Here is a 26,056-nt window from a genome sequence, read left to right on the forward strand (position 1 = left end):
GCGCCCGCCCCGGTGGCCAAGGGCCCCCACGCCTTCCGAACCATCTCCGAGGCCGCCGACGAGCTTGGCGTTCCCCAGCATGTGTTGCGGTTCTGGGAGAGCCGCTTCTCCTTCATCCGGCCGATGAAACGGGCGGGCGGCCGTCGATTCTATCGGCCGCAGGACATCGCCGTGCTCGCGGGCGTCCGCACCCTGCTGCACGGCGAGGGCTACACCATCAAGGGCGTGCAGAAGCTGCACAAGGATTTCGGCCTGCGCCGGATTCTCGGCGCCGACCCGACCGCCGCCGCGCCCGACGACGATATCGGCGCGAAGGGGTCGGACGACCGCATCGACGCGGCGCCGGTCGATAGGCCGGAAGACTCCGCGATCCCACCGCTGACGCCGGAAGCGCGCCAGCGGCTTGCCCTCGCCCTGGACGACCTGACGGCCGTGCAGGCCCGGCTCGACGCTCTCCTGCGGGGCAACTGAGAATTTCGGCTTGCCCTGACGCCGCGCGGCGGTAGAAGGGCGCTCCCCCTCGGCGGAGCGTGGCGCAGCCTGGTAGCGCACTTGACTGGGGGTCAAGGGGTCGCAGGTTCGAATCCTGTCGCTCCGACCATTCCGAAAGGATGTGAGGGGGTTGCGAAGGGTCGCCGAGAGGCGGCCCTTTTCACATTCCACCGACCGCTCGGCGCCGCTCCATGGTCGAGGTTAAATCCCAAAAGCGCTTAGCCTTAACCACTATCTAACCGCTATCGCCCAGCTTCCATGCAACTTGTGATTGGGTTGGGGTTTCCGTTCATGCGTCGTCTGCTAGCCGCCGCCTTCGCGTGCGTAGCCCTTACCGGCTGCGCCTCCGCTATCGAAAACCGGGATATGCAGCGCCCGCCGCTGCCGCAGAACCAAGCCATCGCGTGGAGCGGCGATGATCGCCTCTACCGGTCGGTCACGCTCGACTACGTCACCGGCATGTCGCGCCGCTCCTACTGGTTCGCCGAGGCCAACCAGAGCTCGTTCCGCCCCTTGCTGGAGCACGCCCTGCAGCGGTCGGACCTGCTGGCGCCGACGCCGATCGCCGCGCGATACGCGCTGCAGATCGAATTTTCCGAGCTCGAAGGCTCGTCGGTCGGCGGCGACTTCAAGAGCCACAGCCTGGCGACCTACCGCATCGTGCGCCGGGCCACCGGCGAGGTCGTCTATGAGCGGACGGTTCCGGCGGAGTTCGTCGCGGAGTTTCCGATGCTGGACGAGCGCGACGCGGAAAAGGCCTGGCTGCGCTCCGTCGGGTTGACCGGCGCCGTCAACAAGGTCGGCGCCGCCGGCGTGGTGGGCGAGGCGGTCGTCGTCGAATACTTCGCCAACCACGCCGGGGCGAGACGCCGCCTGGGCATCGATTCCGTCACGGAAGCCACCCAGGGTGAATGGAACACCTACTGGCGGCGCTACTACCAGGCGAATGTGTGGGCGACCCTATGGGGGCCGGTCACCACCGGCCTGGAGTTCATCTCGCCGGCCAACTTCATCGCCTTCCCGAATTTCTGGGGCTCGCCGCCGCGCGAGGCGGTGCTCGGCGCACGCCAGGGCGCGCTGTCGGAATCGGGCATCGGGGCGCGCGGCGGGCGTGAGCGCGCCAAGCAGGCCGACTATCAGATGATGGCCCAGAGCATCACCAAGTTCATGATCGATGTCGCGGACGCGGAAAACGTGCGCTTCACGACGATCGTGCCGTGCCTGCAGAGCCGCGAAGTCAACGAGCTGCGCGCCCAGTTGTCGGCGAACCGGATTCCCTGGCGCACCGACAATTGCGCGGCCTATCCGAGATCGTCCGGTCGCGGCGTCACCTACGCCACAGGACGCTAACGCGTAGGGCCGCCGAAGGGCGGCCCTTTTCGCTGGACGATCAGCGCAGCCGCTTGCGGTATTCGAACTTGCCGTTCTCCATCCAGGACAGCAGCGGCACGAGAGGCACGCCCCAGCCGACGCCGGCGATTACGAAGAACACGAACCGCACGAACCGGCTGTCGGGCAGGCGGTCGGCGATCATCAGCGCCACGCCGATGTAGAACGTGAGGAACACCAGCACGGCGAGGCCGCCGAGAAGCTGACGGGCGTTACGAGACATGATCAGCGCCGACGCAGAAGACTGAGGATGGAAAGCAGCAGGATCGCCCCCACGGTCGAGACGACGAGGCTGCCGACGAAGCCGCCCCAGCGCAGGCCGATCGCATGGGCGAGGAAGGCGCCGATGAACGAGCCTACGACGCCGACGATCAGGTTGGTGAACAACCCGTGCCGACGGTTCAACACCCGCTCCGCGATCCAGCCGGCCAGAATGCCGATGATGATCGCCGCGAAGATTCCGACCCCGTCCATTCGGCGCTCCGAGTTCCGACCAAGGAAAATGCGCCGCCGTGCGCCGCCGTTCCGCCTTCGCAATCGTTCATGGCGGATATGGCCGAGGTTGTCACTCGCGCGCCTGAAGGTTAGGCCTTGCCCCTTCGCTTGCCCCATTTGAGCCGCGATTGGTCGCGACATCCCCTCATGACTTCGTTTCTGCGTTCTGACCGTTCGCGCGCCGTCGCCATCTGGCTGCTGATCACGGCCGTGCTTGTCCTCGCCATGGTGATTGTCGGCGGCGCCACGCGCCTCACCGATTCCGGTCTGTCGATTACCCAGTGGAAGCCGGTCACCGGCGCGATCCCGCCGCTCGGCGACGCCGCCTGGGCCGCCGAGTTCGAGCGCTACAAGCAGATTCCGCAGTATCGCGAACTCAACGCGAACATGACGATCGAGGCCTTCAAGTCGATCTACTGGTGGGAATGGAGCCATCGCCTGCTCGGCCGCCTGATCGGCCTGGTCTTCGCCGTGCCCCTGGTGGTCTTCGCCATCCGCCGCGAGATTCCACGCCGCCTCGTCTGGCGTTGCGTCATGCTGCTCGTTCTCGGCGGCCTGCAGGGCCTCGTCGGCTGGTGGATGGTCGCCAGCGGCCTGTCGGAACGCGTTTCGGTAGCGCCCGAACGCCTGACCGCCCACCTCGGCCTCGCCCTGGCGCTGTTCGTGATGCTGATCTGGACGGCGCTGGACGCCTGGTCGGGCCAGCCGCGCATGGCGGAGCAGAGCAGGTGGCCTCGTGTCGGGCTCTTCTTCCTGATCGGCGTCTTCGTTCAGAGCCTGCTGGGCGCCCTGGTGGCGGGCAACGACGCCGGTCTTGTCTACAACGACTGGCCGCTGATGAACGGCGCCCTATTCCCGGCCGACTACGCGGGCGAGGGCTTGTGGGGCACCATCGCGCACAGCGTCGGGGCCGTGCAGCTGCATCACCGCCTGGGCGCCTACGCCCTGTTCGTGGCCGCCATCGCCCTGGCGATCGGGGCGTCGCGTGATCGGGGCCTAGCCAGCGAAACCCGCGTGATCGCCTTCGCCCTGGCGGCCGCCGTTCTGGCGCAGGCCGCCCTCGGAGTGGCCACCCTGATGGCGGTCGCGCCGCTGTGGCTCAGCATCCTGCACCAGCTCGGCGCGGCCCTGCTGCTGGCCCTGGCGACAGCCTTCGCCTGGCGCGCCCGTCGGATTTAGCGAACTTTCTTGCGGTATTAAAATACCGTATTGAAAAACATCAATGATTTCCAAGGCATGGGCCGGATAGGGCGACGATATCACCCTTGACCGGCGCCGGGGCAGGCTGTACATCGCCCGCCTCACGCCGAGGCCCGCGCCTCGGCCGCTTTTTACGGATCTGACCCCATGATGAAGACCACGGCTTCGCTGAAGCCCGCCGAGGTCGAGAAGAAGTGGATCGTGATCGACGCGAAGGACGCCGTCGTCGGCCGTCTCGCGACGTTCATCGCCATGCGTCTTCGCGGCAAGCACCGTCCCGACTACACCCCGCACGTCGACTGCGGCGACTTCGTCGTCGTCGTCAACGCCGACAAGGTGAAGTTCACCGGCCGCAAGCTCGAACAGAAGATCTACTACCGCCACACCGGTCACCCGGGTGGCGTGAAGTCGATCACTGCCGGCAAGCAGCTGGAAGGGCGTTTCCCCGAGCGCGTGCTCGAGAAGGCCGTCGAGCGCATGCTGCCGAAGGAGAGCCCGCTGGCTCGCAAGCAATTGACCCACCTGCGCATCTATAACGCCGGTGAGCACCCCCACGAGGCCCAGGCCCCGGAAACCATCGCGTTCGCCTCGCTGAACGCCAAGAACACCCGGAGCGCCTGAGCATGAGCGACACGCAAGGCTTCGAGGCTCTGCAAAGCCTCTCGTCGAACCCGGCGCCGGACGCCGCTTCGGCCGAACCCAAGATCGACAAGTTCGGCCGCGCCTATGCGACCGGCAAGCGTAAGAACGCCATCGCCAAGGTGTGGATCAAGCCGGGCAAGGGCGTGATCACCATCAACGGCCGCGACCAGGAAGTGTACTTCGCTCGCCCGGTGCTGCGCATGATGATCGCCCAGCCCTTCCAGGTGACCAACCGCGAAGGCCAGTTCGACGTCATCGTCTCGGTCGAAGGCTCGGGCCTGTCGGGCCAGGCCGGCGCCGTGCGTCACGGCATCTCCAAGGCTCTGACCTATTACGAGCCCGGCCTGCGCACGCAGCTGAAGCCGCACGGCTTCCTGACGCGCGACAGCCGTATCGTCGAGCGTAAGAAGTACGGTAAGGCCAAGGCCCGTCGTAGCTTCCAGTTCTCGAAGCGCTAAGCGCGAGACTTTCGCGTTTGGAAGAGGCGCTTCGGGCAACCGGAGCGCCTTTTTCTTTGTCTCTCGCCGAAGCGCGCCCTGCGCGTCTTTTTTTGGAGGATCCGATGGCCCCCAAGGTTTTCATCGATGGCGAGGCGGGCACCACGGGCCTGCAGATCCGCGAGCGGCTGGAAGGCCGCCGCGACCTCGAGCTGATCTCCATCGACCCGGCCCTGCGCAAGGACGCCGGCGAACGGGCGCGCCTGCTCAACGCCGCCGACGCCGTCATCCTCTGCCTGCCGGACGCCGCCTCCATGGAGGCCGTCTCCCTGATCGAGAACCCCGAGACCCGGGTCATCGACGCCTCGACCGCCTATCGCACGGCCGAGGGATGGGACTACGGCTTCGCCGAAATGACCAAGGGCCAGCGCGAGGCGATCGCCGGCTCCAAGCGGGTGTCGAACCCCGGCTGCTATCCGACCGGCGCGGTCGGCCTGCTGCGGCCGCTGGTCGAGGCCGGCATCGTGCCGTCCGAACTGCCGGTGTCGATCAACGCCGTCTCGGGCTACTCCGGCGGCGGCAAGGCGATGATCGCCGAGTTCGAGGAGGGCGGCACGACCGACAACTTCCGCCTCTACGGCCTCGGCCTGGAGCACAAGCACGTGCCGGAAATCCGCCGTCACGCCGGCCTGCTGACCCGCCCGATCTTCTCGCCGTCGGTCGGCCGCTACGCCCAGGGCATGCTGGTCGAAATCCCTCTGCACCTGTCGACGCTCGACACCCAGCCGACGCTGGGCGACCTGCAGGCCGCGCTGGCGGCCCACTATGAGGGCGAGCGCTTCGTCGAGGTGGCGTCGCGGGACGAGGCCGCGAGCCTGAAGGGGCTCGACCCCGAAGGCCTGAACGGCACCAATCGCCTGAAGCTCTTCGTCTTCGGCTCGGAGGACAACGGCCAGGCCCGCCTGGTGGCCCTGCTCGACAATCTCGGCAAGGGCGCCTCGGGCGCGGCGGTGCAGAACCTCAACATCATGCTGGGGCTCGATGAGGACGCCGGCCTGAACTGAAGGCGGCGGCTGGCGCTGAGGCGCCAGCCGCCCCGTCATCCTAGAAGTCGACCGTCATCTGCACCCAGAGCCGGCGCGGCTCCTGCGGGTTCACATAGGCCGAGGTGTAGGTCGTCACGCCGTTCTGCTGGTAGGGCAGGTACTCGGTGAAGTCCTTGTCGAAGATATTGTAGAGCACGGCATTCAGCTTCACGCGCGGATTGATCGTATAGCCCGCGCCGAGGTGGAACTGCTCGTAGCCCTTGAAGTCGCCGAGGGCGTTCTGCGCCGCGCCCACGCCACGGAAACGCCCCGAGCGCACGTCGGCGCGCAGCCAGGCATTGAAGCGGTCTGTCACGTTCCAACGCAGGTTGGCGTTCAGCATGTGGCGCGGCGTGTTGACCAGCGGCCGACCAGCTTCGGTCCCGCTCTTCTGCTCGCTCTCGGTGAAGGTGTAGTTGCCGCTGAGGGTGATCCCGTCATGCAGCCGCAGACGAGCCGCCAGTTCGACGCCACGGCTCACGGCTTCGTCGACGTTGACCGTCTGGCCGAAGTTCTCGGCGCGCGGGAACTCGCCGAGGTTCAGGCACCCCGGCCGGTCGCGCTGCACCGACCAGGTGCAGTTGGGGATCGGCGCGCCCGACGCGATCTTGTCCTCGAACTCATTGTTGAAGGCGGTGATATTGGCGCTGAACGCCCCGCCCGCGTCGTAGTAGAGGCCCGCTTCGGTCGTGGTGCTGGTCTCGGGCTTAAGGCCCGGCGTGCCGATCAGCGGAATGGTGCCCTGGCCCCCGAAGCCGACGATGCCGGAGGCGATCTGGTCGAGGCGCGGGGTCTTGAAGCCCCGGCTGACGCCGCCCTTCAGGGTGAAGGCGTCGCTGAAGCTCCATACGCCGTAGACGCGCGGCGACAGCTTGCCGCCGAAGGTCTCGTGGTCGTCGTAGCGCGCGCCCAGGGTCAGGGCGAAGGAGTCGACGGGGCGCCATTCGGTTTCGGCGAACGCGGCCAACTGCACGAACTCGTACTTGTCGACGGCCACGCCATCGATCATCTCGGCCTTCCAGTACTGACCGCCTACCGTGGTCGTGAAGTCGCCAAGCGGGACCACCGCCCGGCTATCCAGGATGGTGTTGGTCGCTTCCAGGTCGCGGGCCGCGCCGGGGGTCTTGCCGGGCGTTCCCGGCGGGATGGTGCGCCCCAGGGTCTCGGTGGTGTTGCGGGTCAGGGTGGTGTCGACGTTGGCGAAGCCGGCGCGCCAACTGTGGGCCAGAACATAGTTCTCGCGGTTGAACTTCATCTCCGGGCCATAGCCGCCCTGAACCGTGCCGGTGCCCAGTTGGGAGTCGGAGTTGTCGTACCGCTGACGATTGATCTCGACCTCGGCCCAGAGGTCATGGTCGGCATGCGGCGTGTAGGTCAGCCGCCCGCCCAAGGTATAGATTTCCGACTCGACGGGGCTCGGGCCGCGCTTGCTGATCTCCACCTCGTTGCCGGCGGCGTCGCTGTAGGAGAGGTTGGAGGCCTCCCGCTTGGTCAGGGCTCCGCGGAGGGTCAGGCCCAGACGATCTTCGACCAGCGGCCCCTGGGCGTAGAGGTTGGCGGCGTGCAGGGCGCCGAAGGCGTCGTTGGTCTGCAGGGTGGTTTCGACGGTCGCCGTGCCGGCCCACTCGGTTCCCACCTTGCGGGTGATGATGTTGACCACCCCGCCCATGGCGTCCGACCCGTAGAGCGTCGACATCGGCCCGCGAACGATCTCGATGCGGTCGATGGCGGAGTAGGGCGGCAGGAAGCTGGTCGAGGTCTCGCCAAAGCCGTTGGGCGTCACATTGCCCGGTGCGTTCTGGCGGCGGCCGTCGACGAGCACCAGTGTGTAGTCGCTGGGCATGCCCCGGATCGAGATGTTGAGGCCGCCCGTCTTGCCCTGGGCCTGGCCGACGTCGACGCCTTCCACGTCCGACAGGGCCTCGGCCAGGCTGCCGAACCGCTTTTCCTCCAGTTGCTCGCGGCCGATCACGCTGATGCTGGCGGGGGCGTCGACGACCTTCTGCTCCCGGCCGGCGGCGGTGACCACCACCTCCGTCAGCTCGGTGGCGACCGCCGCGGCGTTGCTGGCGGCCACGGCCTGGGCCTGGGCGGAACCGGCGGCGAGAGCGAGCGAGACCAGGCTGGCCCCGGCGAGAAGACGATGAGGGAAGGTAGACAAGATGAACGCCCCAATCAGAATGCGAATGAATTGCAAAACTGAGGGGCGGGTAGGAGCGGTCACATGGGCGCGTCAATCGTCGCCGGCGCAGACCGGACGCGGGGCAATCATTTGTCGTGGAGGGTAGGCGACGCCGCAACGAAGCGGCGCCGTTGGGAAGCGAACGGCGTTAGCTCTTGACCTTCACATAGCCGCCCGGCGCGTTCTCCCGGGGCTTCAGCCGCCCTTTGGCCGGATCTCGCGCAGGGACCTGCTTGCCGGATTTCGCGGCCAGCCATTCCTTCCAGTGCGGCCACCAGGACCCCGGATGCTCGACGGCGCCGGACTGCCAGCCCTCCACCGAGCCTGGGAGGTGCTCGTTGGTCCAGTACTGGTACTTCTGGGCCGCCGGCGCATTGATCACGCCCGCGATATGCCCCGAGCCGGCCATGATGAAATTCACCGGCCCGCCGAACAGCCGCGCGCCGCGATAGACGCTGCGGTAGGGCGCGATGTGATCTTCTTTCGAGGACTGGGCGTAGATCGGCGTCTTGACCTTCGAGAGGTCGAGCTTCACCCCGTCCAGTTCCAGCTCGCCCTTCGCCAGGGCGTTCAGCCGGTAGAAGTTGCGCAGATAGAAGAGATGCAGCGCCTTCGGCATCCGCGTCTGGTCGCTGTTCCAGAACAGGAGATCGAAGGGGCGGGGCTCCTTGCCCATCAGGTAGTTGCTGACGAAGAACGACCAGATCAGGTCGTTCGACCGCAGCATGTTGAAGGTGTCGGCCATCGATTGGCTGGGCAGGAAGCCGCCCGCCTGATCCATCCGCGTCTCGAGATCGGCCAGCCACTCGTCGTTGGTGAACAGCAGAAGGTCGCCGGCCTCGGAGAAGTCCTGCTGGGCGGCGAAGAAGGTCGCGGAGGCGACGCGCTTGTCGCCCTTGGCCGCCATGTGCGCGAGGCTGCACGACAGCAGGGTGCCGGCGATGCAGTAGCCGACCGTGTTCACGGTCTTGGTCCCGCACTGGAGCATCGCCTGCTCGGTGGCGGCGTAGACGCCCTCGATCATGTAGTCTTCGAAGGTCTTGCCGGCGAGCCGGGCGTCGGGGTTCACCCACGAGGCGACGAACACCGTGAAGCCCTGGCCCGTCAGCCAGCGGATCAGCGAGTTCTCCGGCCGCAGATCCATGATGTAGTATTTGTTGATCCACGGCGGGAAGATCACCAGCGGGATCTCGTAGACCGTTTCGGTGGTCGGCTCGAACTGCAGCAACTGCAGCAGGTCGTTCTGGAACACCACCTTGCCCGGAGCGGTGGCGACGTTCTCGCCCACCTTGAACTTGGCCAGATCCGTCTGGCTGATCGCCAGTTGGCCGCCGCCGCGCTCAAGGTCGGCGGCGAAGTTCTCCATGCCGCGCACCAGGCTCTCGCCGTTGGTTTCCATCGCCTCGCGCAGGGCGGCCGGGTTCGAGAGCAGGAAGTTCGACGGCGAGAAAGCGTCGGTGAGCATCTTCATGAACATCTCGACCCGCCGCTTCGACAGCTGATCGACCTGGTCGACGTCGGCGACGAGTTCGTTCAGCCAATTGGCGGTCAGCAGGTAGGACTGCTTCATCACGTCGAAGACGGCGTGCTTGGACCATTCGGCGTCGGCGAAGCGTCGGTCGCCGCGGGCCGGCTCGACCACCGGCGGGGCGTCCTCGCCCTGCAGACGGCGGCTGGCCGACTGCCAGAGGTCGAGATAGCGGCTGAACAGCTCGGCCTGGGCGCGCATCACCCGGTCCGGCTGGCCGGCGAGGCGACCCATCACCTCGGTGAGAGCCGGGCCGACATGGAAGGGATCGGGGCTCAGGGCGGCCGGGCGGTCGGCCTGGCGCAGGGCGGCCTCGGCGATGGCGCCCTGGGCGGTCACCGCGGCGCGGGCGAGGTTGGCCGACAGGGTCTCGAACGCCGCGCGCTGCTCGGGCGAGATGAAGGCGTCGATATGCGGGATCGCCGAGGCGAAGGCCGGCGATTCGCGGTGCGGCGGCTGGGGCGGGGAGGGCGCCTCGACCTTCGGAGTCGCGGCCTCGACCTTCGGCGCCGCGGGCGGCGTCTTGACGGCCTTGGGGTTGGCGCGGGGCTTGGCGAGCTTCGCCGGTTCGGCCGCCGGCGGTTGCGCTTTGGATTTCTTGGTTTTCGCCTTGTCGGGCTTGTCCGCCTTGACGACCTTCACCTTGGCGGCGGCGCTCTTACCGGCGGCGCGCGGCTTGGCGACAGGCTTGTCCGTCATGCGTCTATCCCTTTGCGTGGCGCCGCTCTTTCGTCGGACGCGATCATCGCATAAGACCAAGGGAAATGAACGACGGCATGCGAAAATTCGGGCTTCTGGCGGCGGTGTGCGGCATCGCCTTGCCGCTGTGCGCCTGCCTGAGCGACCCGACCACGGGCGCCACGCCGATTTCGCAGGCCATGGCCGCCGCCGTGGCGGTTCCGGCGCCGGAGCCGAGCTTCGAAAACATTCCCCAGGCGCCGACCGATGTGCGCAAGCCGGAAGCCTGGCGGACCGCCGTGGGCGAGGAAGAGCGGATTCGCGAGCAGATTCTTCGCGACAGCGCGCCGGAGACCTTCGCCCTGAAGGGCGACACCGAGGCCTTCGCCGAGCGCAATCGCAATGAAGCCCTGCGCAATGCCCCCGCGGCTCCGACCGCCGCCGACCGCGCGGCCACCGAGGCCTACGCCGCCCGCGCACGCCAGCAGGCTAGCCCGCCTTCGTCGACCCGCTAGACGGGCCTGGCGGAGGCAAAACTCACCTGCAGCCGCTTGGCTACGCCCCCCGCCGGGGCTATCCATGCCTCCGTCCGCTCTTTCGGCGCTATGAGCGCCAGGTCCTTGATCTCATGACCCCCGATTTCCACCGCATTCGGCGTCTGCCGCCCTACGTCTTTGAAGAAGTGAACCGCATCAAGGCGCGCCTGCGCGCCCAGGGTACGGACATTATCGACTTCGGCATGGGCAATCCCGACATGCCGACCCCCAAGCACATCGTCGACAAGCTGATCGAAACGGCCCGCGACCCGAAGTCCGGCCGCTATTCGGCCTCCAAGGGCATCATCGGCCTGCGCCGCGCCATGGCCGGCTACTACGACCGCCGCTTCGGCGTGAAGCTGAACCCCGACACCGAGGTGATCGCCACCCTCGGCTCCAAGGAAGGCTTCGCCAACCTGGCCCAGGCCCTCACCGCGCCGGGCGACACGGTGATCTGCCCGAACCCGGCCTATCCGATCCACGCCTACGGTTTCATCATGGCCGGCGGGGTGCTGCGTCACGTGCCGGCCCTGTCGCCCGAGGAGTATCTGTCGGGCATCTCCAAGGCGATGAAGCACTCGGCGCCGCCGCCGTCCGTGCTGATCGTCAGCTACCCCTCGAACCCGCAGGCCCAGTGGGTCGACCTCGACTTCTATAAGGAGGTCATCTCCCTGGCGAAGAAGCACGAGCTGCTCGTGCTGTCCGACATCGCCTATTCGGAGATCTACTTCGACAACAATCCGCCGCCGTCGATCCTGCAGGTCGAGGGCGCCAAGGACATCGCCGTCGAGGTCAACAGCCTGTCGAAGACCTACGCCATGGCCGGCTGGCGCGTCGGCATGGTGGTGGGCAACGCCCGCATCTGCGCGGCCCTGGCCCGCGTGAAATCCTACCTCGACTATGGCGCCTTCACGCCCATCCAGGTGGCGGCGGCCGCGGCCCTCAACGGCCCGCAGGACTGCGTCGACGAGATCCGCGCCATCTATAAAGGCCGCCGCGACACCCTGGTGTCGTCGATGGCCCGCGCCGGCTGGACCATTCCGCCGCCGCCGGCCTCGATGTTCGCCTGGGCCCCGATTCCCGAGCCGTTCCGCGAGGCGGGCTCGATGCTGTTCTCCAAGCTGCTGATCGAGGAGGCCGGCGTCGCCGTCGCCCCCGGCGTCGGCTTCGGCGAGTACGGCGAGGGCTATGTCCGCATCGGCCTCGTGGAGAACGAACACCGCATCCGTCAGGCCGCGCGCAACGTGAAGAAGTTCCTGGCCAACGCGGACGAGATCCTGGGCCGGGCGCACAACGCCCTCGCGGCTCAATAGAGTTCTGGAAGAGATTATGGCTCAGAAAACCTGGCGCGTCGGCGTCGCGGGGCTCGGCACCGTCGGCGGCGGCCTCCTGCAGTTCCTGGCCGAGCGGCCGGACTTCGCCCCGGCCGAAGGGCGCGTGGAAGTGGTGGCGGTCTCGGCGCGCTCGCGCTCGCGGCCGCGCACCGTCGATATCTCGAACCTCGCCTGGTACGACGATCCCGTCGCCCTGGCTTCGGCGCCGGACGTCGACATCTTCGTCGAGCTGATCGGCGGCTCGGACGGCCCGGCCAAGGCCGCGGTCGAAACCGCCCTGCGGCTCGGCAAGCCGGTGGTCACCGCCAACAAGGCCCTGCTCGCCGAGCACGGCGCCGAACTGGCGGCCATCGCCGAGAGCAGCGGGGCGATGCTGCTCTATGAAGCCGCCGTCATGGGCGGCGCCCCGGCCGTGAAGATGCTGCGCGAGGCCATGGTCGGCGACGAGGTGGCCAGCGTCTCGGGCATCCTCAACGGCACCTGCAACTACATCCTCACCGAGATGGAGGCCGGCGGCCGCGCCTTCGCCGACGTGCTGAGCGAGGCCCAACGCCTGGGCTACGCCGAGGCCGACCCGACCATGGACGTCGGCGGCTTCGACGCCGCCCACAAGGTGACCCTGCTGGCCGCCCTGGCCTTCGGTTGCGCGCCCAGCTACGCCGCCGCCCACGTGCAGGGCATCGACCAGATCGAACTGCTCGACATCAAGCTCGCCAAGGAGCTCGGCTATCGCATCAAGCTGGTCGCCCAGGCCTCGCGCGGGCCGGACGGCGTGCTGGTCCGCGTAGGCCCCGTGCTGGCGCCGCTCGACCATCCGCTGGCCCAGGCCAACGGCGCGCTCAACGCCCTGTTCATCGAGGGAACGCGCATCGGCCGCATCTTCCTGCAGGGGCCGGGCGCCGGCGCGGGTCCGACCGCCGCCGCCGTCGCCGCCGACATCGCCGACGTCATGGCTGGAGGCGTGCGTCCGGTATTCCAGGCGCCGGCCGAGACCCTGCGACCGTTCGCGGCCCTCGATCCCAGCCGCAGCGTCGGCAAGGCCTACATCCGCCTGCTGGTGAAGGACGAGCCCGGCGTCATCGCCGTGATCGCCGAAACCCTGGCCGAGTGCGGAGTGTCGATCGACAGCTTCCTGCAGAAACCGGCGCCGGACGCGGGCGGCGTGCCGATTGTGCTCACCACCCATGCGACGCCGGAATCGGTCGTCACCGACGCCATAAACCGGATGGAAAAATTGCCGGCTGTGCTAGAGCGTCCTCGCCTGCTGCGCATAGCGCGCATCTGAGACTCGCTCGAAGGTCGAGCGAACGCCGGAGAAGCCTGATGACCACCCCTTCGCTCGATCGCGCCCTGGTCCTCGACGCGGTGCGCGTCACCGAAGCGGCGGCGATCGCCTCCTGGAAGATGGTCGGACGCGGCGACGAGAAGGCGGCCGACCAGGCCGCCGTCGACGCCATGCGCAACGCGCTGAACGAGCTCAACATCGACGGCGAGATCGTCATCGGCGAGGGCGAGCGCGACGAAGCCCCGATGCTCTACATCGGTGAGAAGGTCGGCCAGGGCGGCCCGGCGATCGACATCGCCCTCGACCCGCTGGAAGGCACCACGCTGACCGCCAAGGCCATGGCCAACGCCTGCGCCGTGATGGCCTGGGCGCCCAAGGGCAGCCTGCTCAACGCCCCCGACACCTACATGGACAAGATCGCCTGCGGCCCCGGCCTGCCGGCGGGCGTCATCGATCTCGACAAGTCGCCGGCCGACAACGTGAGGGCCATCGCCAAGGCCAAAGGCGTCGACGCCTCCGAGATCACGGTCTGCGTGCTCGACCGTCCGCGTCACGCCGAGATCATCGCCTCGATCCGCTCGGTCGGCGCGCGCGTCTATCTGATCACCGACGGCGACGTGGCCGGCGTGATCAACACCGCCGATCCCGAAACCGGCGTCGATCTCTACATCGGCTCCGGCGGCGCGCCCGAGGGCGTGCTGGCCTGCGCGGCCCTGAAGTGCGTCGGCGGCCAGTTCCAGGGCCGCCTGGTGTTCCGCAACAACGACGAGCGCGCCCGCGCCGCCCGCTGGGGCATCACCGAGCTCGACAAGAAGTACACCCTCGACGAGATCGTCCGGGCCGACGCCATCTTCGCCGCCACCGGCGTGACCAGCGGCGCCCTGCTGGACGGCGTGGTCTACAAGGACGGCCACGTCCACACCCACACCCTGGTGATGAACTCGTCGACCCGCACGGTCCGCGACGTGCGGATGAAGCGGAAGATTTGACGATGCCCGAGGGCTCGGGCCCCGCGCCCGCGGCCTTTCTGGATGTCGAGCGCTCGCTGACCGGCCGGGCCTGGCGCCGCCGGGCGGCCGATGAATCCGCGGCGCGCGATCACCAGCTCCGACTCGGCCTCTCTGAACCCCTGGCCTGGGCCTTGGCGGCGCGCGGCGTCGATGGGGCGCGGGCCGACGACTTCCTGTCGCCGACGCTCAAAGCGCTGTTTCCCGATCCCTCCAGCTTCATGGACATGGATCGCGCCGCCAGCCTGCTGGTCGACGCGGTGGAGCAGGGCAGGCCCACCGCCGTTTTCGCCGACTACGACGTCGACGGCGCCTCCAGCGCCGCCCAGCTTGTCCGCTGGTTCCGCACCATGGGGCGCGAGCTTGCGATCTACGTCCCCGACCGTATCGCCGAGGGCTATGGACCCAGTCCGGCCGCGTTCCGCCGCCTGAAGGACCAGGGCGCGGAACTGGTGGTCACCGTCGACTGCGGGGCCGCCGCGCACGACGCCATCGCCGCCGCCGGCGAGATCGGCCTCGAGGTCGTGGTCATCGACCACCACCTGATGCGCGAGGGCGCGGCCCCGGCCGCCGCCGCCGTGGTCAACCCGAACCGGCCCGGCTGCGGGTCGGGGCAGGGGGTTCTGGCCGCCGCCGGGGTCACCTTTGTGCTGCTGGCCGCCCTCAATCGCGAGGCGCGCCGACGGGGCCTGTTCGCCGACCGGGCCGAGCCGGACCTGCGCCAATGGCTCGATCTCGCCGCCATGGGCGCCATCTGCGACGTGACCCAGCTGGTGGGCTTCAACCGCGCCCTGGCCTCGCTCGGGCTCAAGACCATGTCGAGCTGGCGCAACCCGGGCCTGGCGGCCCTGCTGGAGGCCTCAGGCGGGGAGCAGAAGCCCGCCAGCAGCTTCCATGCCGGCTTCATCCTCGGCCCGCGCATCAACGCCGGCGGCCGCATCGGCCGCGCCGACCTCGGGGCGCGCCTGCTGTCCACCGACGATCCGGCGGAAGCCCGCGCCCTGGCCGCCGAGCTCCACGCCCTGAACGCCGAGCGCAAGGCGGTCGAGGCCGCCGTCGTCGACGCCGCCGTCGCCTCGCTCGAGCGCGAGAGCAACTTCGATCCCGAATCGCCGGTGATCGTCGTGGCGGGCGACGACTGGCACCCCGGCGTCATCGGCATCGTCGCCGGACGCCTGCGCGAGCGCTATCGCAAGCCCGCCCTGGTCATCGGCGTCGACCGGGCCGCCGACGTCGGGCGGGGGTCGGGCCGCTCACAGCCCGGAATCAATCTCGGTCGCGCCGTGCAGGCCGCTTTCGACGAGGGCCTGCTGATGGCCGGCGGCGGCCACGCCATGGCCGCCGGCCTGACGATTCGCCCATCGGCCATCCCCGAGCTTCGCGCCTTCCTCACCGAGCGCCTGGCCGGCGAGAGCGAGGCGGCCGGGCCGGAGATGGTCGAGATCGACGCCCTGGTGCAGCCGGGCGGCTGCGACCGCGCCCTTTGGACCGACTTCCAGCGCCTGGCCCCGTTCGGCCCCGGCAATCCGGAGCCGCTGTTCGCCATCTCCGACGTGCGGGTCGAACGCCCGATGGCCATGAACGGCGGCCATGTTCGCGTCACCCTGGCCGGACCGACCGGGCGGGGCCTCAAGGCCGTGGCCTGGCGGGCGGGGGACAGCGAGCTTGGAAAGCGCCTGCTGGCGGGCGGCGGCGGCCTGCATGTGGTCGGGCGCCTGCGGCCGGACGACTGGCAGGGGCGCGAGGGCGTGGAGCTGGAAATCGAGGACGCCGCCGACCCGCGGATGCGTCCCGTCTAGAAACTTCTTTTCCTTACGAACGGCCGCTTGCGCGCCCGGACGAAGGTGGATATATCGCCGTCTCCCGCGCACGCGGTCCCTTCGTCTATCGGTTAGGACGTCAGATTTTCAATCTGAAGAGAGGGGTTCGACTCCCCTAGGGACTGCCAGCGCGGGCTTCCCCACATCGCCTAAACGGTGCGCAGGTGTGTCGCCCGCATAACAGAATTTCGCTTTTATAGCGAATCGCCTGTTGACGACTATTGAGTTGCGAGAACACTGTAACCCGAAACTCGTCCATTTAAGGACTAAGGGCGGGATACAGGGGCGGCATGAGTTACGATTACGAAGACGGCGGTCATGATCCGCAGGTCCGCATCAGCGGCCGCGTGAAGTGGTTCGACGCCGGTAAGGGCTACGGCTTCATCGTGCCCGACGATCCCTCCCAGACCAGTATGAAAGACGTGTTGCTGCACGTCACCTCGCTTCGGAACTGCGGCCGCGAGTCAGCCCTCGAAGGTTCGATCATCGTCTGCGACGTCGTGCGTCGTCAGAAGGGCTGGCAGGTTTCCGAGGTGGTGAACCTCGACGAGTCGTCCGCCACGCCGGTCAGCGATCGCCCGCGCCGCGCCTATGACGACGGCGGCCGCGGCGGCTTCTCGCGCGACGGCTACGGCGGTCAGCGCCGCGAGGGCTACGGCTCCGGCCGTGAAGGCGGCTTCGGGGCCCGTCCGCCCCGCCGCCCGGTCGAACCCAACGGTCCGCCCGAGCGCTGCAAGGTGAAGTGGTTCAACCGCACCAAGGGCTACGGTTTCGTGGTGCGCGACAACGAGCCCGGCGACATCTTCGTGCATATCGAGACCCTGCGCCGCAGCGGCCTTGAGGACCTGCAGCCCGGCGAAGACGTCATCGTCCGCTTCGCCGAGGGCCCCAAGGGTCTGGTCGTCGCCGAAATCTCCAACAACGGCTGAGCCGTCAGGGGATTTCGACCAGCTCGATCTGGTAGATCTTGCTCCACTGCTTGCCGGTGACGAGCAGGCGGTCGGCCTGGGCGTCGTAGGCGATGCCGTTCAGCACGTCCTCTGAGCCGTTGCGGTCCTGATCCAGCGGCAGGCCGCGCAGGCTGATACGCCCGACCACCTGGCCGGTCTTCGGATCGATGCGCACGATCACGTCGGTCTGCCAGATGTTGGCGAAGATCTCGCCCTTCACCCACTCGACCTCGTTGATCTCCCGCACCGGCTGCCCACGGAAGGTCACCTTGATCCGCCCGGTCTCCTTCAGGGTGTCGGGATCGAGGAAGCGGATCTGGTCAGTGCCGTCGCTCATGATCAGGCGACGGTCATCCTTGGTCAGGGCCCAGCCTTCGCCGGGATATTTGAAGCTGCCCCGGGGCTGGAAATCAGTCGCGTCGTAGATGAAGCCGATCTGGTGTTGCCAAGTCAGCTGCACCACCTTGCCCTTCCAGGTGACGATGCCTTCGCCGAAGTAGGGGGCCGCGAGCTCGCGCTGCAGCAGCACCTTGCCCGTCTCCAGCTCGCTCTTGCGCATGGAGGAGCGGCCGACCAGGCCGGTGCTCTCGTAGAGCGCGCCGTCTTCGTAAAGCAGCCCCTCGGTGAAGGCCGAGGGATCGTGGGGAAAGCTGCGGACGATCCGCGCCGTATAGAGACGGTCAGGGACGGTCGCGGAGGCGCTTGCCTCAGGAGGAGGCGGCGTCGGCGCCTGGGCGAGCGCCGGCGCCGCGAGGGCGGCCAAGGCGAGCAGGGAAACGGCAATGCGGCGCGCCTCGATCATCGGTTCAGCTTAACGGCCCGATTGGGGCCTTAAAGCGGCCGCCATTTCCAAGGCGGGCGGGGCGGAGTAAGCACGCGACATGAAAACGACCGCCCTGTGGACCGCCTTCGCCCTGGTGCTGGCCGCCTGTTCGGACGCCTCGTCCAAGAACCCCGCGCCGCCGCCCGCGCCCAGCCAAGCGCCCTCGGCCATTGCCCCAGCCGCCGCGTCCGCGAGCGCGGCCGTGACGGCCGCCCCGGCCCCCGCCGAGTGCAACACCCTGCGCAATCCGCATTCCGGCGCGCTGGAGCCGCTGGAGGTCGTCACCGGCTCCGGCGTGGTCAAGTTCCAGGTCGAGATCGCCGACACCGACGCCGAACGCCAGTACGGGCTGATGTGCCGCACCAGCGTCGCCGCCGACCGGGGCATGCTGTTCGAGTTCGAGGCCTCGCGCCCGCAAGCCTTTTGGATGCACAACACCCTCGTGCCGCTGGACATCGTCTACATCGGCCAGGACGGAAGGGTCGTCTCGATCGGCCGCAACGCCCGTCCGCTCGACGATAGTCCGGTCCCATCGGGCGGCCCGGCCATCGGGGTGCTGGAACTGGCCGGCGGCCGGGCCGCCGAAATCGGCCTCTTGCCCGGCGATCAGATCAGGCATCCTTTCTTCAAGCCCTGATCTTCAAGCCCAAATCTTCAGGCGCTCAGCAATTGCCCGGCGGAAGAAACGCCTGTAGCTACCGGGCGTCGCGAAAGCTTCGGGGTGTAGCGCAGCCTGGTAGCGCATCTGCTTTGGGAGCAGAGGGTCGGAGGTTCGAATCCTCTCGCCCCGACCATCGCGACGACGAGACGTTAAGAGGCCGCCATGCTCGCTCGCATCTTCCGCCCCGCCAAGACCGCCATGCAGTCGGGCAAGGCCAAGACCAAGGACTGGGTGCTCGAGTTCGAGCCGGCGGCCGCGCGCAAGGCCGACCCGCTCATGGGCTGGACCCAGTCGAGCGACATGAACGGCCAGGTCCGCCTCGACTTCGAAACTCGCGACGAGGCCATCGCCTACGCCCAACACCGCGGCATCCCGTTCCAGGTGTTCGAGCCCAAGACGCCGAAACGCATCATCAAGGCCTATGCGGACAACTTCGCCGCCGGCCGCAAGATTCCGTGGACCCACTGACCCCGTAGCTCAGCTGGATAGAGCATCCGCCTTCTAAGCGGACGGTCGCAGGTTCGAATCCTGCCGGGGTCGCCAGCGGTCAGGCGCGCGGCCGCTTCCAAATTCGCGCCAGGACGGCGGCGAACGCCGCCGCGGCTCCCTTGCGCGTCGTCGCCGGCGAAGCGTCGCCATCGGTAACGGGGGCTGAGTCCAGGGCGAGTCGCCAGGCCTGGCGCGCATCGTCAAACACCGCGGTCGTTTCCTTGCCCGGCGTGAACGCGATGCGGAGGTCAGCGGCGAGCGCCGCCAGGTCGCGCTCTTCGTCGGGGCTGAACCGGCCTTCAGCGAGCGATTCATGAATCCGGGCCGCAAGGAGGTACTGGGCGACCTCCTCGTAGATCGCGCGCGCTCGATCTTCCGCCAGGCCGCTGGCCGAGACCGAATCCCGCAGCGCCATCCACTCGCGTTCGGAAAGCCAGGCGTCGCTCAGCGCGCCTTCAACCTGGCGGCGGAAGAGGTCCTCGGCCGCCTTGTCGCTCGCGGCAGTCAACGCCGCGCCTGACCGTAGGCCGCCAAGCCGAGAGCCAGATCGGCGATGAGGTCGTCCGGAGATTCCAGGCCGATGTGCAGCCGCACCAGCGGACCGGCGAGGTCCGGCTTGAACTTGCGGTTCGAGAACTGGGGATCGCAGTGGATCGCCAGGCTTTCGAAGCCGCCCCACGAGAAGCCGAGGCCGAACACCCTCAGGGCGTCGAGCAGCGCCTCCACCGCCGTCTGCGGCCCCGGCGTCAGTTCGAAGGCGAACAGGCCGTTGGCGCCGCTGAAATCCCGCTTCCACAGCGAGTGTCCCAGCGCGTCGGGCAGGGCGGGGTGCAGCACGCGCGCCACCTGCGGCTGCTCCTTGAGCCAACGGGCGACCGTCAGGGCCGAAGCCTCATGCTGCCTCAGCCGCGTCTCCAGCGTCCGCAGGCCCCGCAGCGCCTGGTAGGCGTCGTCGGGCGACACCGCCCAGCCGATGTCATGCCCGGCCATTTCCAGCGCCTTGCCGAGCTTGGGATCGCGGGTCGCCGCCGAGCCCAGGAAGACGTCGGCGTGGCCGCAGACGTATTTTGTCAGCGCCTGGGCCGAGACATCGACGCCGTGGGCCAGGGGCTTGAACAGCAGGCCCGCGCCATAGGTGTTGTCCATCAAGGTCAGCACCCCGCGCTCGCGGCAGACGGCGGCGATGCCGGGCACGTCCTGGATCTCGAAGCTCAGCGAGCCTGGCGACTCGAGAACCACCGCCCGCGTCCGCTCGCCGATCAGGGCGGCGACGCCCGCCGCATCCAGTTTCGGATCGTAGAGCCGGGTCGTGACGCCGAACCGCGCCAGCACGTTGTCGCAGAATCGTTTGGTCGGCCGATAGGCGCAGTCGACCAGCAGCACCTCGTCCCCGGCCTTCAGCAGGGCCAGCAGGGCGCCGGTCATGGCCGCCAGACCGGAAGGGTAGAGCGAAACCCGCTCCGCGCCCTCCAGCGCCGCCAGCCCCTCGCAGAGCGCGGCGTGCGAGGCCAGGCCGGAGCGGCCATAGCTCAGCTCCGAGCCGTCATACAGCGCGCGGGCGCTGGGCAGCAGCACGGTCGATCCGCGCTGCACGGGCGGGCCGACGGTGCGCGCCAGGCGTTGCGGCGTGCGCCCTTCGTGGATAAGCCGGGTCTGTTCGTCCATTCGCGGACCCTGTCTGCTTCGGCATGGCCGATCAAGGAGCGATGCGGGTGTTCCTGCGCAACTGCCGTCGTGTCGTCATCGCCGCCGGGCTGGTCCTGGCGATGACGGCGTGCGGCCGACCGGCTCCGACCGACGCCGGCGGCGCTCCGCCTGCCGGCAGCTCTCCCGTCACGACCGCCGCCGCGCAGGGCGCCACGCTGAAGGCCGTGCGGGCGAGGGGCGTTCTGCTCTGCGGCGTGAACCCGGGCCTCGCCGGCTTCGCCTTCCGCGACAACCGCGGCGAATGGCGTGGTTTCGACGTCGATTTCTGCCGCGCCGTGGCCGCGGTGGCCCTCGGTTCGTCGCAGAAGGTGCGGTTCGTGCCGCTGGACAACACCGCCCGCCTCACCGCGCTCAAGGCCGGGCGCGTCGACCTCCTGGTCCGCAACACCTCGTGGACTTTCAGCCGCGATGTCGGCGACGCCGTCGAGTTCGCCGGCGTCAGCTACTACGACGGGCAGGGCTTCATGGCCCCGCGCTCGCTGAACCTGCAGAGCGCCCAGGAGCTCGGCGGCGCCAAGATCTGCGTCCAGGCCGGCTCCACCAGCCAGTTGAATCTCGCCGACTTTTTCCGCAGCCGCGGCCTGAACTACACCCCGGTGGTCGTCGCCGACGAGACCAAGGCGCGCGAAGTCTACCAAACCGAAGGCTGCGACGCCTTCACGGCCGACGTCTCCACCCTGGCCTCGTCCCGCTCGTTGCTGAACAGCCCGGACGCCCACGTCATCCTGCCCGACGTGATCTCCAAGGAGCCGCTGAGCCCCGTCGTCCGCCAGGGCGACCCGGCCTGGACCGACCTCGTGCGCTGGACGCTCAACGCCCTGGTGCTCGCCGAGGAGCTGAACATCTACGCCGCCAACGCCGAGGCCATGCGGCGCGAGTCCGCCAATCCCGAGGCGCGACGCCTGCTGGGGGCCGAGCCCGGCGTCGGCGCGCCGCTGGGTCTCGACGACGCCTGGGCCGAGCGCGCGATCCGCCAGGTCGGCAACTACGGCGAGATCTTCGACCGCAACATCGGCGCCCGCTCGCCGCTGAAGCTGGATCGCGGCCTCAACGCCCGCTGGGACGCCGCCAAGCCGGGCCTGCTCTACGCGCCGCCGCTGCGGTGAGCCTCAGGCCGCGCCGGTCGCCACCGGCGTATCCTCGCGCCCGCCCCATTCGGTCCACGAGCCGTCATAGACCGCGCCTTCGCCGCCCAGGCGGGCAAGGGCGAGCGACACCACCGCGGCGGTGATGCCCGAACCGCAGGAGGTGATCACCGGCGCGGCCGGGTCCACTCCAGCGGTCTGAAACACCGCCTTCAACTCGTCGGCGGACTTCAGGGTCTGGTCGGCGTTCAGCAGACTGCCCATCGGCGTGGTGCGCGCGCCCGGCATGTGGCCGCCGCGCAGGCCTTCGCGGGGCTCCGGCGTCTCACCGGTGAACCGCCCGGCCGGACGGGCGTCGGCCACCTGGCCGCCGGCTTCGAGCGCCGCCCGCACATCGTCGATCGAGCGCACGAGGTGCGGATGGAAGGTCGGATGAAACACCGCCGGCGTCGGCTTCGCGGGCCCGCTCTCGACCGGCCGCCCCTCGGCGCGCCACTTGGGCAAACCACCGTCCAGCACGAACACCTGCTCGTGGCCCATCACCCGGAAGGTCCACCACAGCCGGCCCGCCGAGCGCAGGCCGATCTGGTCGTAGACGACGACGGTGCTGTCGTTGCCGACGCCCAGCGCCCCGACCGCCTCGGCGAACTCATGCGGCGTCGGCAGCATGTGCGGCAGGTCGGTGGAATGATCGGCCACGGCGTCGATGTCGAAGGCGACCGCGCCCGGAATGTGCGCCTGTTCGAACGCCGTCCCGGCGTCGGTGTTCTCGTGCGGGAAGAACCAGCTGGCGTCGATCACCCGCAGGGTCTCGCCGCCCAGGCGCTCGGCCAGCCATTCGGTGGAGACCATCGGGTCTGACATGGTCCGGTCCTTCTACATCCAGGGCGGGGCGGGGAGGCCGCGCTCTTCCAGGAAGGCGCGGTTGAAGATCTTCGACTGATAGCGGGCGCCGTGATCGCAGAGAATGGTCACGATCGTGTGGCCCGGCCCCATTTCCTTGGCCATGGCGATGGCCCCAGCGACGTTGATGCCCGTCGAGCCGCCCATCACCAGCCCTTCGTGCTGCACGAGGTCGTAGATGGTCAGCAGCATGGTCTCGTCGTCGATCCGGAAGGGATGGTCGATGGTCAGGCCTTCCAGGTTGGCGGTGATCCGGCCCTGGCCGATGCCCTCGCTGATCGAATTGCCTTCCGACTTCAGCTCGCCCGCCGAGTACCAGCTGTACAGCGCCGCGCCGTACGGGTCGGCCAGGCCGATCTTGACGCCCGGCTTGCGCTCGCGCAGGGCCATGGCGACCCCGGCGAGCGTGCCGCCCGAACCGACCGCGCAGATGAAGCCGTCGACCTTGCCGCCTGTCTGTTCGAAGATTTCCGGCCCGGTGCTTTCGTAGTGGGCGTTGCGGTTGGCGACGTTGTCGAACTGGTTCGCCCAGATTGCGCCGCCCGGCTCGGTCTTGGCCAGCTCCTCGGCCAGCCGGCCGGAATAGCGCACGTAGTTGTCGGGGTTGGAGTAGGGGACGGCGTCCACCTCCACGAGCTCGGCGCCGAGCATGCGGATGGCGTCCTTCTTCTCCTGGCTCTGGGTGCGCGGGATGACGATGGTGGTCTTGTAGCCCAGGGCGTCGGCGACCATGGCCAGGCCGATGCCGGTGTTGCCGGCGGTGCCTTCGACGATTCGCCCGCCCGGACGCAGCAGCCCCTTGGCCTCCGCGTCGCGGATGATCCCCAGCGCGGCCCGGTCCTTCACCGACTGGCCGGGGTTCATGAACTCCGCCTTGCCGAGGATTTCGCATCCCGTCGCCTCGCTGGCGCGGTTCAGCCGGATCAGCGGCGTGTTTCCGATGGCGTCTAGGACACCAGACGCAATCGAGGGGGCGCGAACGGTCATGGGGACTCTCAGCAGCGTGGCGTGCTTCTAGATCGCGCCGCCGCCGTGGTTCGCAAGTCAGAAATGTTCAGGCCTTCGCCAAGCCGAGCTGAATCACGTCGGTGCGACCCGTGCGGAAGCCGGCCTCGCAATAGCTGAGATAGAAGCGCCACAGCCGGCGGAAGCGCTCGTCGAAGCCCATGCCCTTGATGTTGCTCCAGGCGGATTCGAACCGTTGAGCCCATTCGACCAGGGTGTCGGCGTAGTTCTGCCCGAAGCGGGTGATGTCGCGCCATTCCAGACCGGCCCGGGCCGTCTCCTCGCGTAGACGCGCTTCGCTCGGCAGCATGCCGCCGGGAAAGACGTACTTCTGGATGAAGTCCGGCCGCCGCCGATAGCCGTCGAACAGCTCGTCGCGGATGGTGATGATCTGCAGCCCGGCGCGGCCGCCGGGCGTCAGCACTTCGCGCACCTTATTGAAATAGGTCGGCCAGTATTCCTCGCCCACCGCCTCGAACATCTCGATCGAGGCCACGCGGTCGAACTGTCCGTCGATGTCGCGATAGTCGATCAGGCGGATGTCGGCTTTTTCCGCCAGCCCCTGGTCGAACAGTCGCTTCCTTGCAAAATCGTACTGCTCCTTGGAGATGGTCACGCCGGTGACCTTGGCGCCCACCTCCTTGGCGGCGAACTCGGCGAACCCGCCCCAGCCGCAGCCGATCTCCAGCACCGATTGATCCGGCTTCAGGTCGATGGTGCGGGCCAGGGCCGCATACTTCGCCCGCTGCGCCTCGGGCAACGATTGCCCCGGCCGCTCGTAGCGCGCCGAGGAATAGGTCATCGTCGGGTCCAGCCACTGCGAATAGAAGGCGTTCCCCAGGTCGTAGTGGGCGTGGATGTTCTTCTTCGACCCGGACCGCGTGTTGCGGTGAAGAAAGTGGTTCACGGTGCTGAACATGCGGCTGACCAGGCCGCCGCCCGCCAGGCGCTGGACGTGGTCGTAGTTCAGCGAGAAGCCCTCCAGCACGGCCGAGAGGTCGGGCGTCTCCCATTCGTCGGCCATGTAGCCCTCGGCGAAGCCGATGTCGCCGCCGGCCAGGGCGCGTCGCACGAAGCGGTAGTCGTGAATGATGATGTGGCCGTATGGCCCCGGCCGCTCGCCGCCGATGCTGATGTCGCGCCCGCTGGGCAGGGTGAAGAGCAGCGTGCCGTGCTTCCACCCTCGGGCGGCCATCTCGACCACCTTGCGAAAAAGAGGCGGCGCCTGCTTCAGGTCCGCGTCATTCCAAGCGACTGAAGGACGATGCACCATGGCCTTGCTCCTTACCCCGCACGGCCAAGATAAGGCCTGATCCCCATACGCCCAAGAGGCCGATCCGGATGCGCCTTCAAGCATGCGCCCTTGCTCGCGCGCGCGGCGCGCGCCACACCCTTGCTCGCGCGCGCGGCGCGCGCCACATCTGCCCCCTGCGAAGCATCGCAAAGGATCGCCCGAGTGACCGAAACCCTGAAACCCAACGCCGTCGTCGAGATCGCCAACGCCAAAGGCGGCGCCGTGCGCATCGGCGGCAAGGAACGCCTGGCGATGATCGCTGGTCCCTGCCAGCTGGAAAGCCGCCAGCACGCGCTGGAGACGGCCCATGCCCTGCGCGAGATCGCCCAGCGCCTCGGCATCGGCCTGATCTACAAGACGTCCTTCGACAAGGCGAACCGGACCAGCGCCAACGCGGCGCGCGGCATCGGCCTGGAGGGCGCCTTGCCGATCTTCGCCGAAATCCGCGACACCGTCGGCCTACCGGTGATCACCGACGTACACGAGATCGAGCAATGCGCCGTCGCCGCCCAGGCGGTCGACATGCTGCAGATTCCCGCCTTCCTCTGCCGTCAGACCGATCTGCTGATCGCCGCCGCCCAAACGGGCAAGGCGGTCAATGTGAAGAAGGGCCAGTTCCTCGCGCCCTGGGACATGAAGAACGTCATCGCCAAGGTGGTCGGCGCCGGCAATCCCAACGTCCTGGCCTGCGAACGCGGCGTGTCGTTCGGCTACAACACCCTGGTCTCGGACATGCGCGCCCTGCCGGAAATGGCCAAGATCGGCTGCCCGGTGGTGTTCGACGCCACCCACTCGGTGCAGCAGCCGGGCGGGCAGGGCACATCCAGCGGCGGGCAGCGCGAGTTCGTGCCGGTGCTGGCCCGCGCCGCCGTCGCCGTCGGCGTCTCGGCGGTGTTCATGGAAACCCATCCCGACCCGGACCACGCGCCGTCGGACGGACCCAACATGGTGCCGCTCAGCCAGTTCGAAGGCCTCGTCGGCGAACTGCTCGAATACGACGCCCTGGCCAAGCGCCGGTTGGCCGCCTGA

The 26,056-nt window shown here is 68.4% G+C and carries 26 protein-coding genes and 4 tRNA genes; 20 read left to right on the forward strand and 10 right to left on the reverse strand.

What is annotated here, in order from left to right; all coding sequences use genetic code 11:
• Positions 1 to 12: 12 nt before the first annotated feature.
• The 3 genes from ACFLIT_RS02020 to ACFLIT_RS02030 all read left to right on the forward strand — a co-directional run bounded on the left by ACFLIT_RS02020 (position 13) and on the right by ACFLIT_RS02030 (position 1,842).
• Positions 13 to 471 (forward strand): MerR family transcriptional regulator, encoded by a 459-nt coding sequence (locus ACFLIT_RS02020; RefSeq protein WP_479909504.1) that lies wholly within the window; start codon positions 13 to 15, stop codon positions 469 to 471.
• Positions 472 to 524: 53 nt separating this feature from the next.
• Positions 525 to 601 (forward strand) — tRNA-Pro (locus ACFLIT_RS02025).
• A 257-nt stretch (positions 602 to 858) separates the two neighbouring features.
• Positions 859 to 1,842 (forward strand): hypothetical protein, encoded by a 984-nt coding sequence (locus tag ACFLIT_RS02030; RefSeq protein ID WP_479909505.1) that lies wholly within the window; start codon positions 859 to 861, stop codon positions 1,840 to 1,842.
• 40 nt (positions 1,843 to 1,882) lie between these two features.
• On the opposite strand, the gene ACFLIT_RS02035 is transcribed toward ACFLIT_RS02030, so the two are convergent.
• Positions 1,883 to 2,104 carry a DUF2842 domain-containing protein gene (locus ACFLIT_RS02035; RefSeq protein WP_479909506.1) on the reverse strand — a complete coding sequence of 74 codons (222 nt, stop codon included), beginning with the start codon at positions 2,102 to 2,104 and terminating at the stop codon, positions 1,883 to 1,885.
• 2 nt (positions 2,105 to 2,106) lie between these two features.
• A complete protein-coding gene (locus ACFLIT_RS02040; protein ID WP_479909507.1) occupies positions 2,107 to 2,355 on the reverse strand; it encodes a GlsB/YeaQ/YmgE family stress response membrane protein in 249 nt (82 codons plus the stop codon).
• Positions 2,356 to 2,523: 168 nt separating this feature from the next.
• Between ACFLIT_RS02040 and ACFLIT_RS02045 the strand changes: the two genes are divergently transcribed.
• The 4 genes from ACFLIT_RS02045 to argC all read left to right on the forward strand — a co-directional run bounded on the left by ACFLIT_RS02045 (position 2,524) and on the right by argC (position 5,719).
• On the forward strand, positions 2,524 to 3,555 hold the full coding sequence (locus ACFLIT_RS02045; protein ID WP_479909508.1) for a COX15/CtaA family protein: 1,032 nt from the start codon (positions 2,524 to 2,526) through the stop codon (positions 3,553 to 3,555).
• A 168-nt stretch (positions 3,556 to 3,723) separates the two neighbouring features.
• On the forward strand, positions 3,724 to 4,197 hold the full coding sequence (gene rplM, locus ACFLIT_RS02050) for a 50S ribosomal protein L13 (RefSeq protein ID WP_479909509.1): 474 nt from the start codon (positions 3,724 to 3,726) through the stop codon (positions 4,195 to 4,197).
• 2 nt (positions 4,198 to 4,199) lie between these two features.
• Positions 4,200 to 4,676 carry a 30S ribosomal protein S9 gene (gene rpsI / locus ACFLIT_RS02055; RefSeq protein ID WP_479909510.1) on the forward strand — a complete coding sequence of 159 codons (477 nt, stop codon included), beginning with the start codon at positions 4,200 to 4,202 and terminating at the stop codon, positions 4,674 to 4,676.
• Between the two features lie 104 nt (positions 4,677 to 4,780).
• On the forward strand, positions 4,781 to 5,719 hold the full coding sequence (argC, locus tag ACFLIT_RS02060; RefSeq protein ID WP_479909511.1) for an N-acetyl-gamma-glutamyl-phosphate reductase: 939 nt from the start codon (positions 4,781 to 4,783) through the stop codon (positions 5,717 to 5,719).
• 40 nt (positions 5,720 to 5,759) lie between these two features.
• Here argC and ACFLIT_RS02065 read toward each other — a convergent pair whose 3' ends face one another.
• A complete protein-coding gene (locus ACFLIT_RS02065) occupies positions 5,760 to 7,901 on the reverse strand; it encodes a TonB-dependent receptor domain-containing protein (protein WP_479909512.1) in 2,142 nt (713 codons plus the stop codon).
• 169 nt (positions 7,902 to 8,070) lie between these two features.
• Positions 8,071 to 10,149 (reverse strand): class I poly(R)-hydroxyalkanoic acid synthase, encoded by a 2,079-nt coding sequence (phaC, locus tag ACFLIT_RS02070; RefSeq protein WP_479909513.1) that lies wholly within the window; start codon positions 10,147 to 10,149, stop codon positions 8,071 to 8,073.
• 65 nt (positions 10,150 to 10,214) lie between these two features.
• Between phaC and ACFLIT_RS02075 the strand changes: the two genes are divergently transcribed.
• From ACFLIT_RS02075 to ACFLIT_RS02105, 7 genes are all read left to right on the forward strand, one after another.
• Complete coding sequence (locus ACFLIT_RS02075; RefSeq protein WP_479909514.1) at positions 10,215 to 10,643, forward strand: hypothetical protein; 429 nt, start codon at positions 10,215 to 10,217, stop codon at positions 10,641 to 10,643.
• 113 nt (positions 10,644 to 10,756) lie between these two features.
• Positions 10,757 to 11,977 (forward strand): LL-diaminopimelate aminotransferase, encoded by a 1,221-nt coding sequence (locus ACFLIT_RS02080; protein WP_479909515.1) that lies wholly within the window; start codon positions 10,757 to 10,759, stop codon positions 11,975 to 11,977.
• Positions 11,978 to 11,993: 16 nt separating this feature from the next.
• Entirely contained in the window at positions 11,994 to 13,283 is a 1,290-nt protein-coding gene (locus ACFLIT_RS02085) for a homoserine dehydrogenase (RefSeq protein ID WP_479909516.1), read from the forward strand.
• 38 nt (positions 13,284 to 13,321) lie between these two features.
• The gene (gene glpX / locus ACFLIT_RS02090; protein ID WP_479909517.1) at positions 13,322 to 14,272 is read left to right on the forward strand and encodes a class II fructose-bisphosphatase; all 951 of its coding nucleotides are present in this window, start codon (positions 13,322 to 13,324) and stop codon (positions 14,270 to 14,272) included.
• Positions 14,273 to 14,274: 2 nt separating this feature from the next.
• Positions 14,275 to 16,089 carry a single-stranded-DNA-specific exonuclease RecJ gene (gene recJ / locus ACFLIT_RS02095; RefSeq protein WP_479909809.1) on the forward strand — a complete coding sequence of 605 codons (1,815 nt, stop codon included), beginning with the start codon at positions 14,275 to 14,277 and terminating at the stop codon, positions 16,087 to 16,089.
• 74 nt (positions 16,090 to 16,163) lie between these two features.
• A tRNA-Glu gene (locus tag ACFLIT_RS02100) sits at positions 16,164 to 16,238 on the forward strand.
• A gap of 162 nt (positions 16,239 to 16,400) precedes the next feature.
• The gene (locus ACFLIT_RS02105) at positions 16,401 to 17,039 is read left to right on the forward strand and encodes a cold-shock protein (protein ID WP_479909518.1); all 639 of its coding nucleotides are present in this window, start codon (positions 16,401 to 16,403) and stop codon (positions 17,037 to 17,039) included.
• Between the two features lie 4 nt (positions 17,040 to 17,043).
• Here ACFLIT_RS02105 and ACFLIT_RS02110 read toward each other — a convergent pair whose 3' ends face one another.
• Positions 17,044 to 17,862: a glutaminyl-peptide cyclotransferase gene (locus ACFLIT_RS02110; RefSeq protein ID WP_479909519.1), complete on the reverse strand. Its 819-nt coding sequence runs from the start codon at positions 17,860 to 17,862 to the stop codon at positions 17,044 to 17,046.
• A 79-nt stretch (positions 17,863 to 17,941) separates the two neighbouring features.
• On the opposite strand from ACFLIT_RS02110, the gene ACFLIT_RS02115 reads away from it, so the two are divergent.
• The 4 genes from ACFLIT_RS02115 to ACFLIT_RS02130 all read left to right on the forward strand — a co-directional run bounded on the left by ACFLIT_RS02115 (position 17,942) and on the right by ACFLIT_RS02130 (position 19,087).
• Complete coding sequence (locus ACFLIT_RS02115) at positions 17,942 to 18,520, forward strand: DUF192 domain-containing protein (RefSeq protein WP_479909520.1); 579 nt, start codon at positions 17,942 to 17,944, stop codon at positions 18,518 to 18,520.
• 80 nt (positions 18,521 to 18,600) lie between these two features.
• Positions 18,601 to 18,677, forward strand: a tRNA-Pro gene (locus tag ACFLIT_RS02120).
• A 29-nt stretch (positions 18,678 to 18,706) separates the two neighbouring features.
• On the forward strand, positions 18,707 to 19,012 hold the full coding sequence (locus tag ACFLIT_RS02125) for an ETC complex I subunit (RefSeq protein ID WP_479909521.1): 306 nt from the start codon (positions 18,707 to 18,709) through the stop codon (positions 19,010 to 19,012).
• Positions 19,011 to 19,087: transfer RNA gene (locus tag ACFLIT_RS02130), tRNA-Arg, on the forward strand. The genes ACFLIT_RS02125 and ACFLIT_RS02130 overlap by 2 nt, the downstream gene beginning before the upstream one ends.
• 4 nt (positions 19,088 to 19,091) lie before the next feature.
• On the opposite strand, the gene ACFLIT_RS02135 is transcribed toward ACFLIT_RS02130, so the two are convergent.
• Both ACFLIT_RS02135 and metC read right to left on the reverse strand, forming a co-directional pair.
• Complete coding sequence (locus ACFLIT_RS02135) at positions 19,092 to 19,541, reverse strand: hypothetical protein (protein ID WP_479909522.1); 450 nt, start codon at positions 19,539 to 19,541, stop codon at positions 19,092 to 19,094.
• Positions 19,538 to 20,698 carry a cystathionine beta-lyase gene (metC, locus tag ACFLIT_RS02140; protein WP_479909523.1) on the reverse strand — a complete coding sequence of 387 codons (1,161 nt, stop codon included), beginning with the start codon at positions 20,696 to 20,698 and terminating at the stop codon, positions 19,538 to 19,540. Before metC ends, ACFLIT_RS02135 begins: the two co-directional genes overlap by 4 nt.
• A gap of 23 nt (positions 20,699 to 20,721) precedes the next feature.
• Here metC and ACFLIT_RS02145 point away from each other — a divergent pair, with 23 nt between their 5' ends.
• A complete protein-coding gene (locus ACFLIT_RS02145; protein WP_479909524.1) occupies positions 20,722 to 21,846 on the forward strand; it encodes an amino acid ABC transporter substrate-binding protein in 1,125 nt (374 codons plus the stop codon).
• Between the two features lie 3 nt (positions 21,847 to 21,849).
• On the opposite strand, the gene sseA is transcribed toward ACFLIT_RS02145, so the two are convergent.
• The 3 genes from sseA to ACFLIT_RS02160 all read right to left on the reverse strand — a co-directional run bounded on the left by sseA (position 21,850) and on the right by ACFLIT_RS02160 (position 25,006).
• Positions 21,850 to 22,689 (reverse strand): 3-mercaptopyruvate sulfurtransferase, encoded by an 840-nt coding sequence (gene sseA / locus ACFLIT_RS02150; protein WP_479909525.1) that lies wholly within the window; start codon positions 22,687 to 22,689, stop codon positions 21,850 to 21,852.
• 12 nt (positions 22,690 to 22,701) lie between these two features.
• On the reverse strand, positions 22,702 to 23,715 hold the full coding sequence (locus tag ACFLIT_RS02155) for a cysteine synthase A (protein WP_479909526.1): 1,014 nt from the start codon (positions 23,713 to 23,715) through the stop codon (positions 22,702 to 22,704).
• Between the two features lie 67 nt (positions 23,716 to 23,782).
• Complete coding sequence (locus ACFLIT_RS02160; RefSeq protein ID WP_479909527.1) at positions 23,783 to 25,006, reverse strand: class I SAM-dependent methyltransferase; 1,224 nt, start codon at positions 25,004 to 25,006, stop codon at positions 23,783 to 23,785.
• A 183-nt stretch (positions 25,007 to 25,189) separates the two neighbouring features.
• Here ACFLIT_RS02160 and kdsA point away from each other — a divergent pair, with 183 nt between their 5' ends.
• Positions 25,190 to 26,056: a 3-deoxy-8-phosphooctulonate synthase gene (kdsA, locus tag ACFLIT_RS02165; RefSeq protein WP_479909528.1), complete on the forward strand. Its 867-nt coding sequence runs from the start codon at positions 25,190 to 25,192 to the stop codon at positions 26,054 to 26,056.

The organism is Caulobacter sp. HJHS_5 (assembly GCF_056683955.1).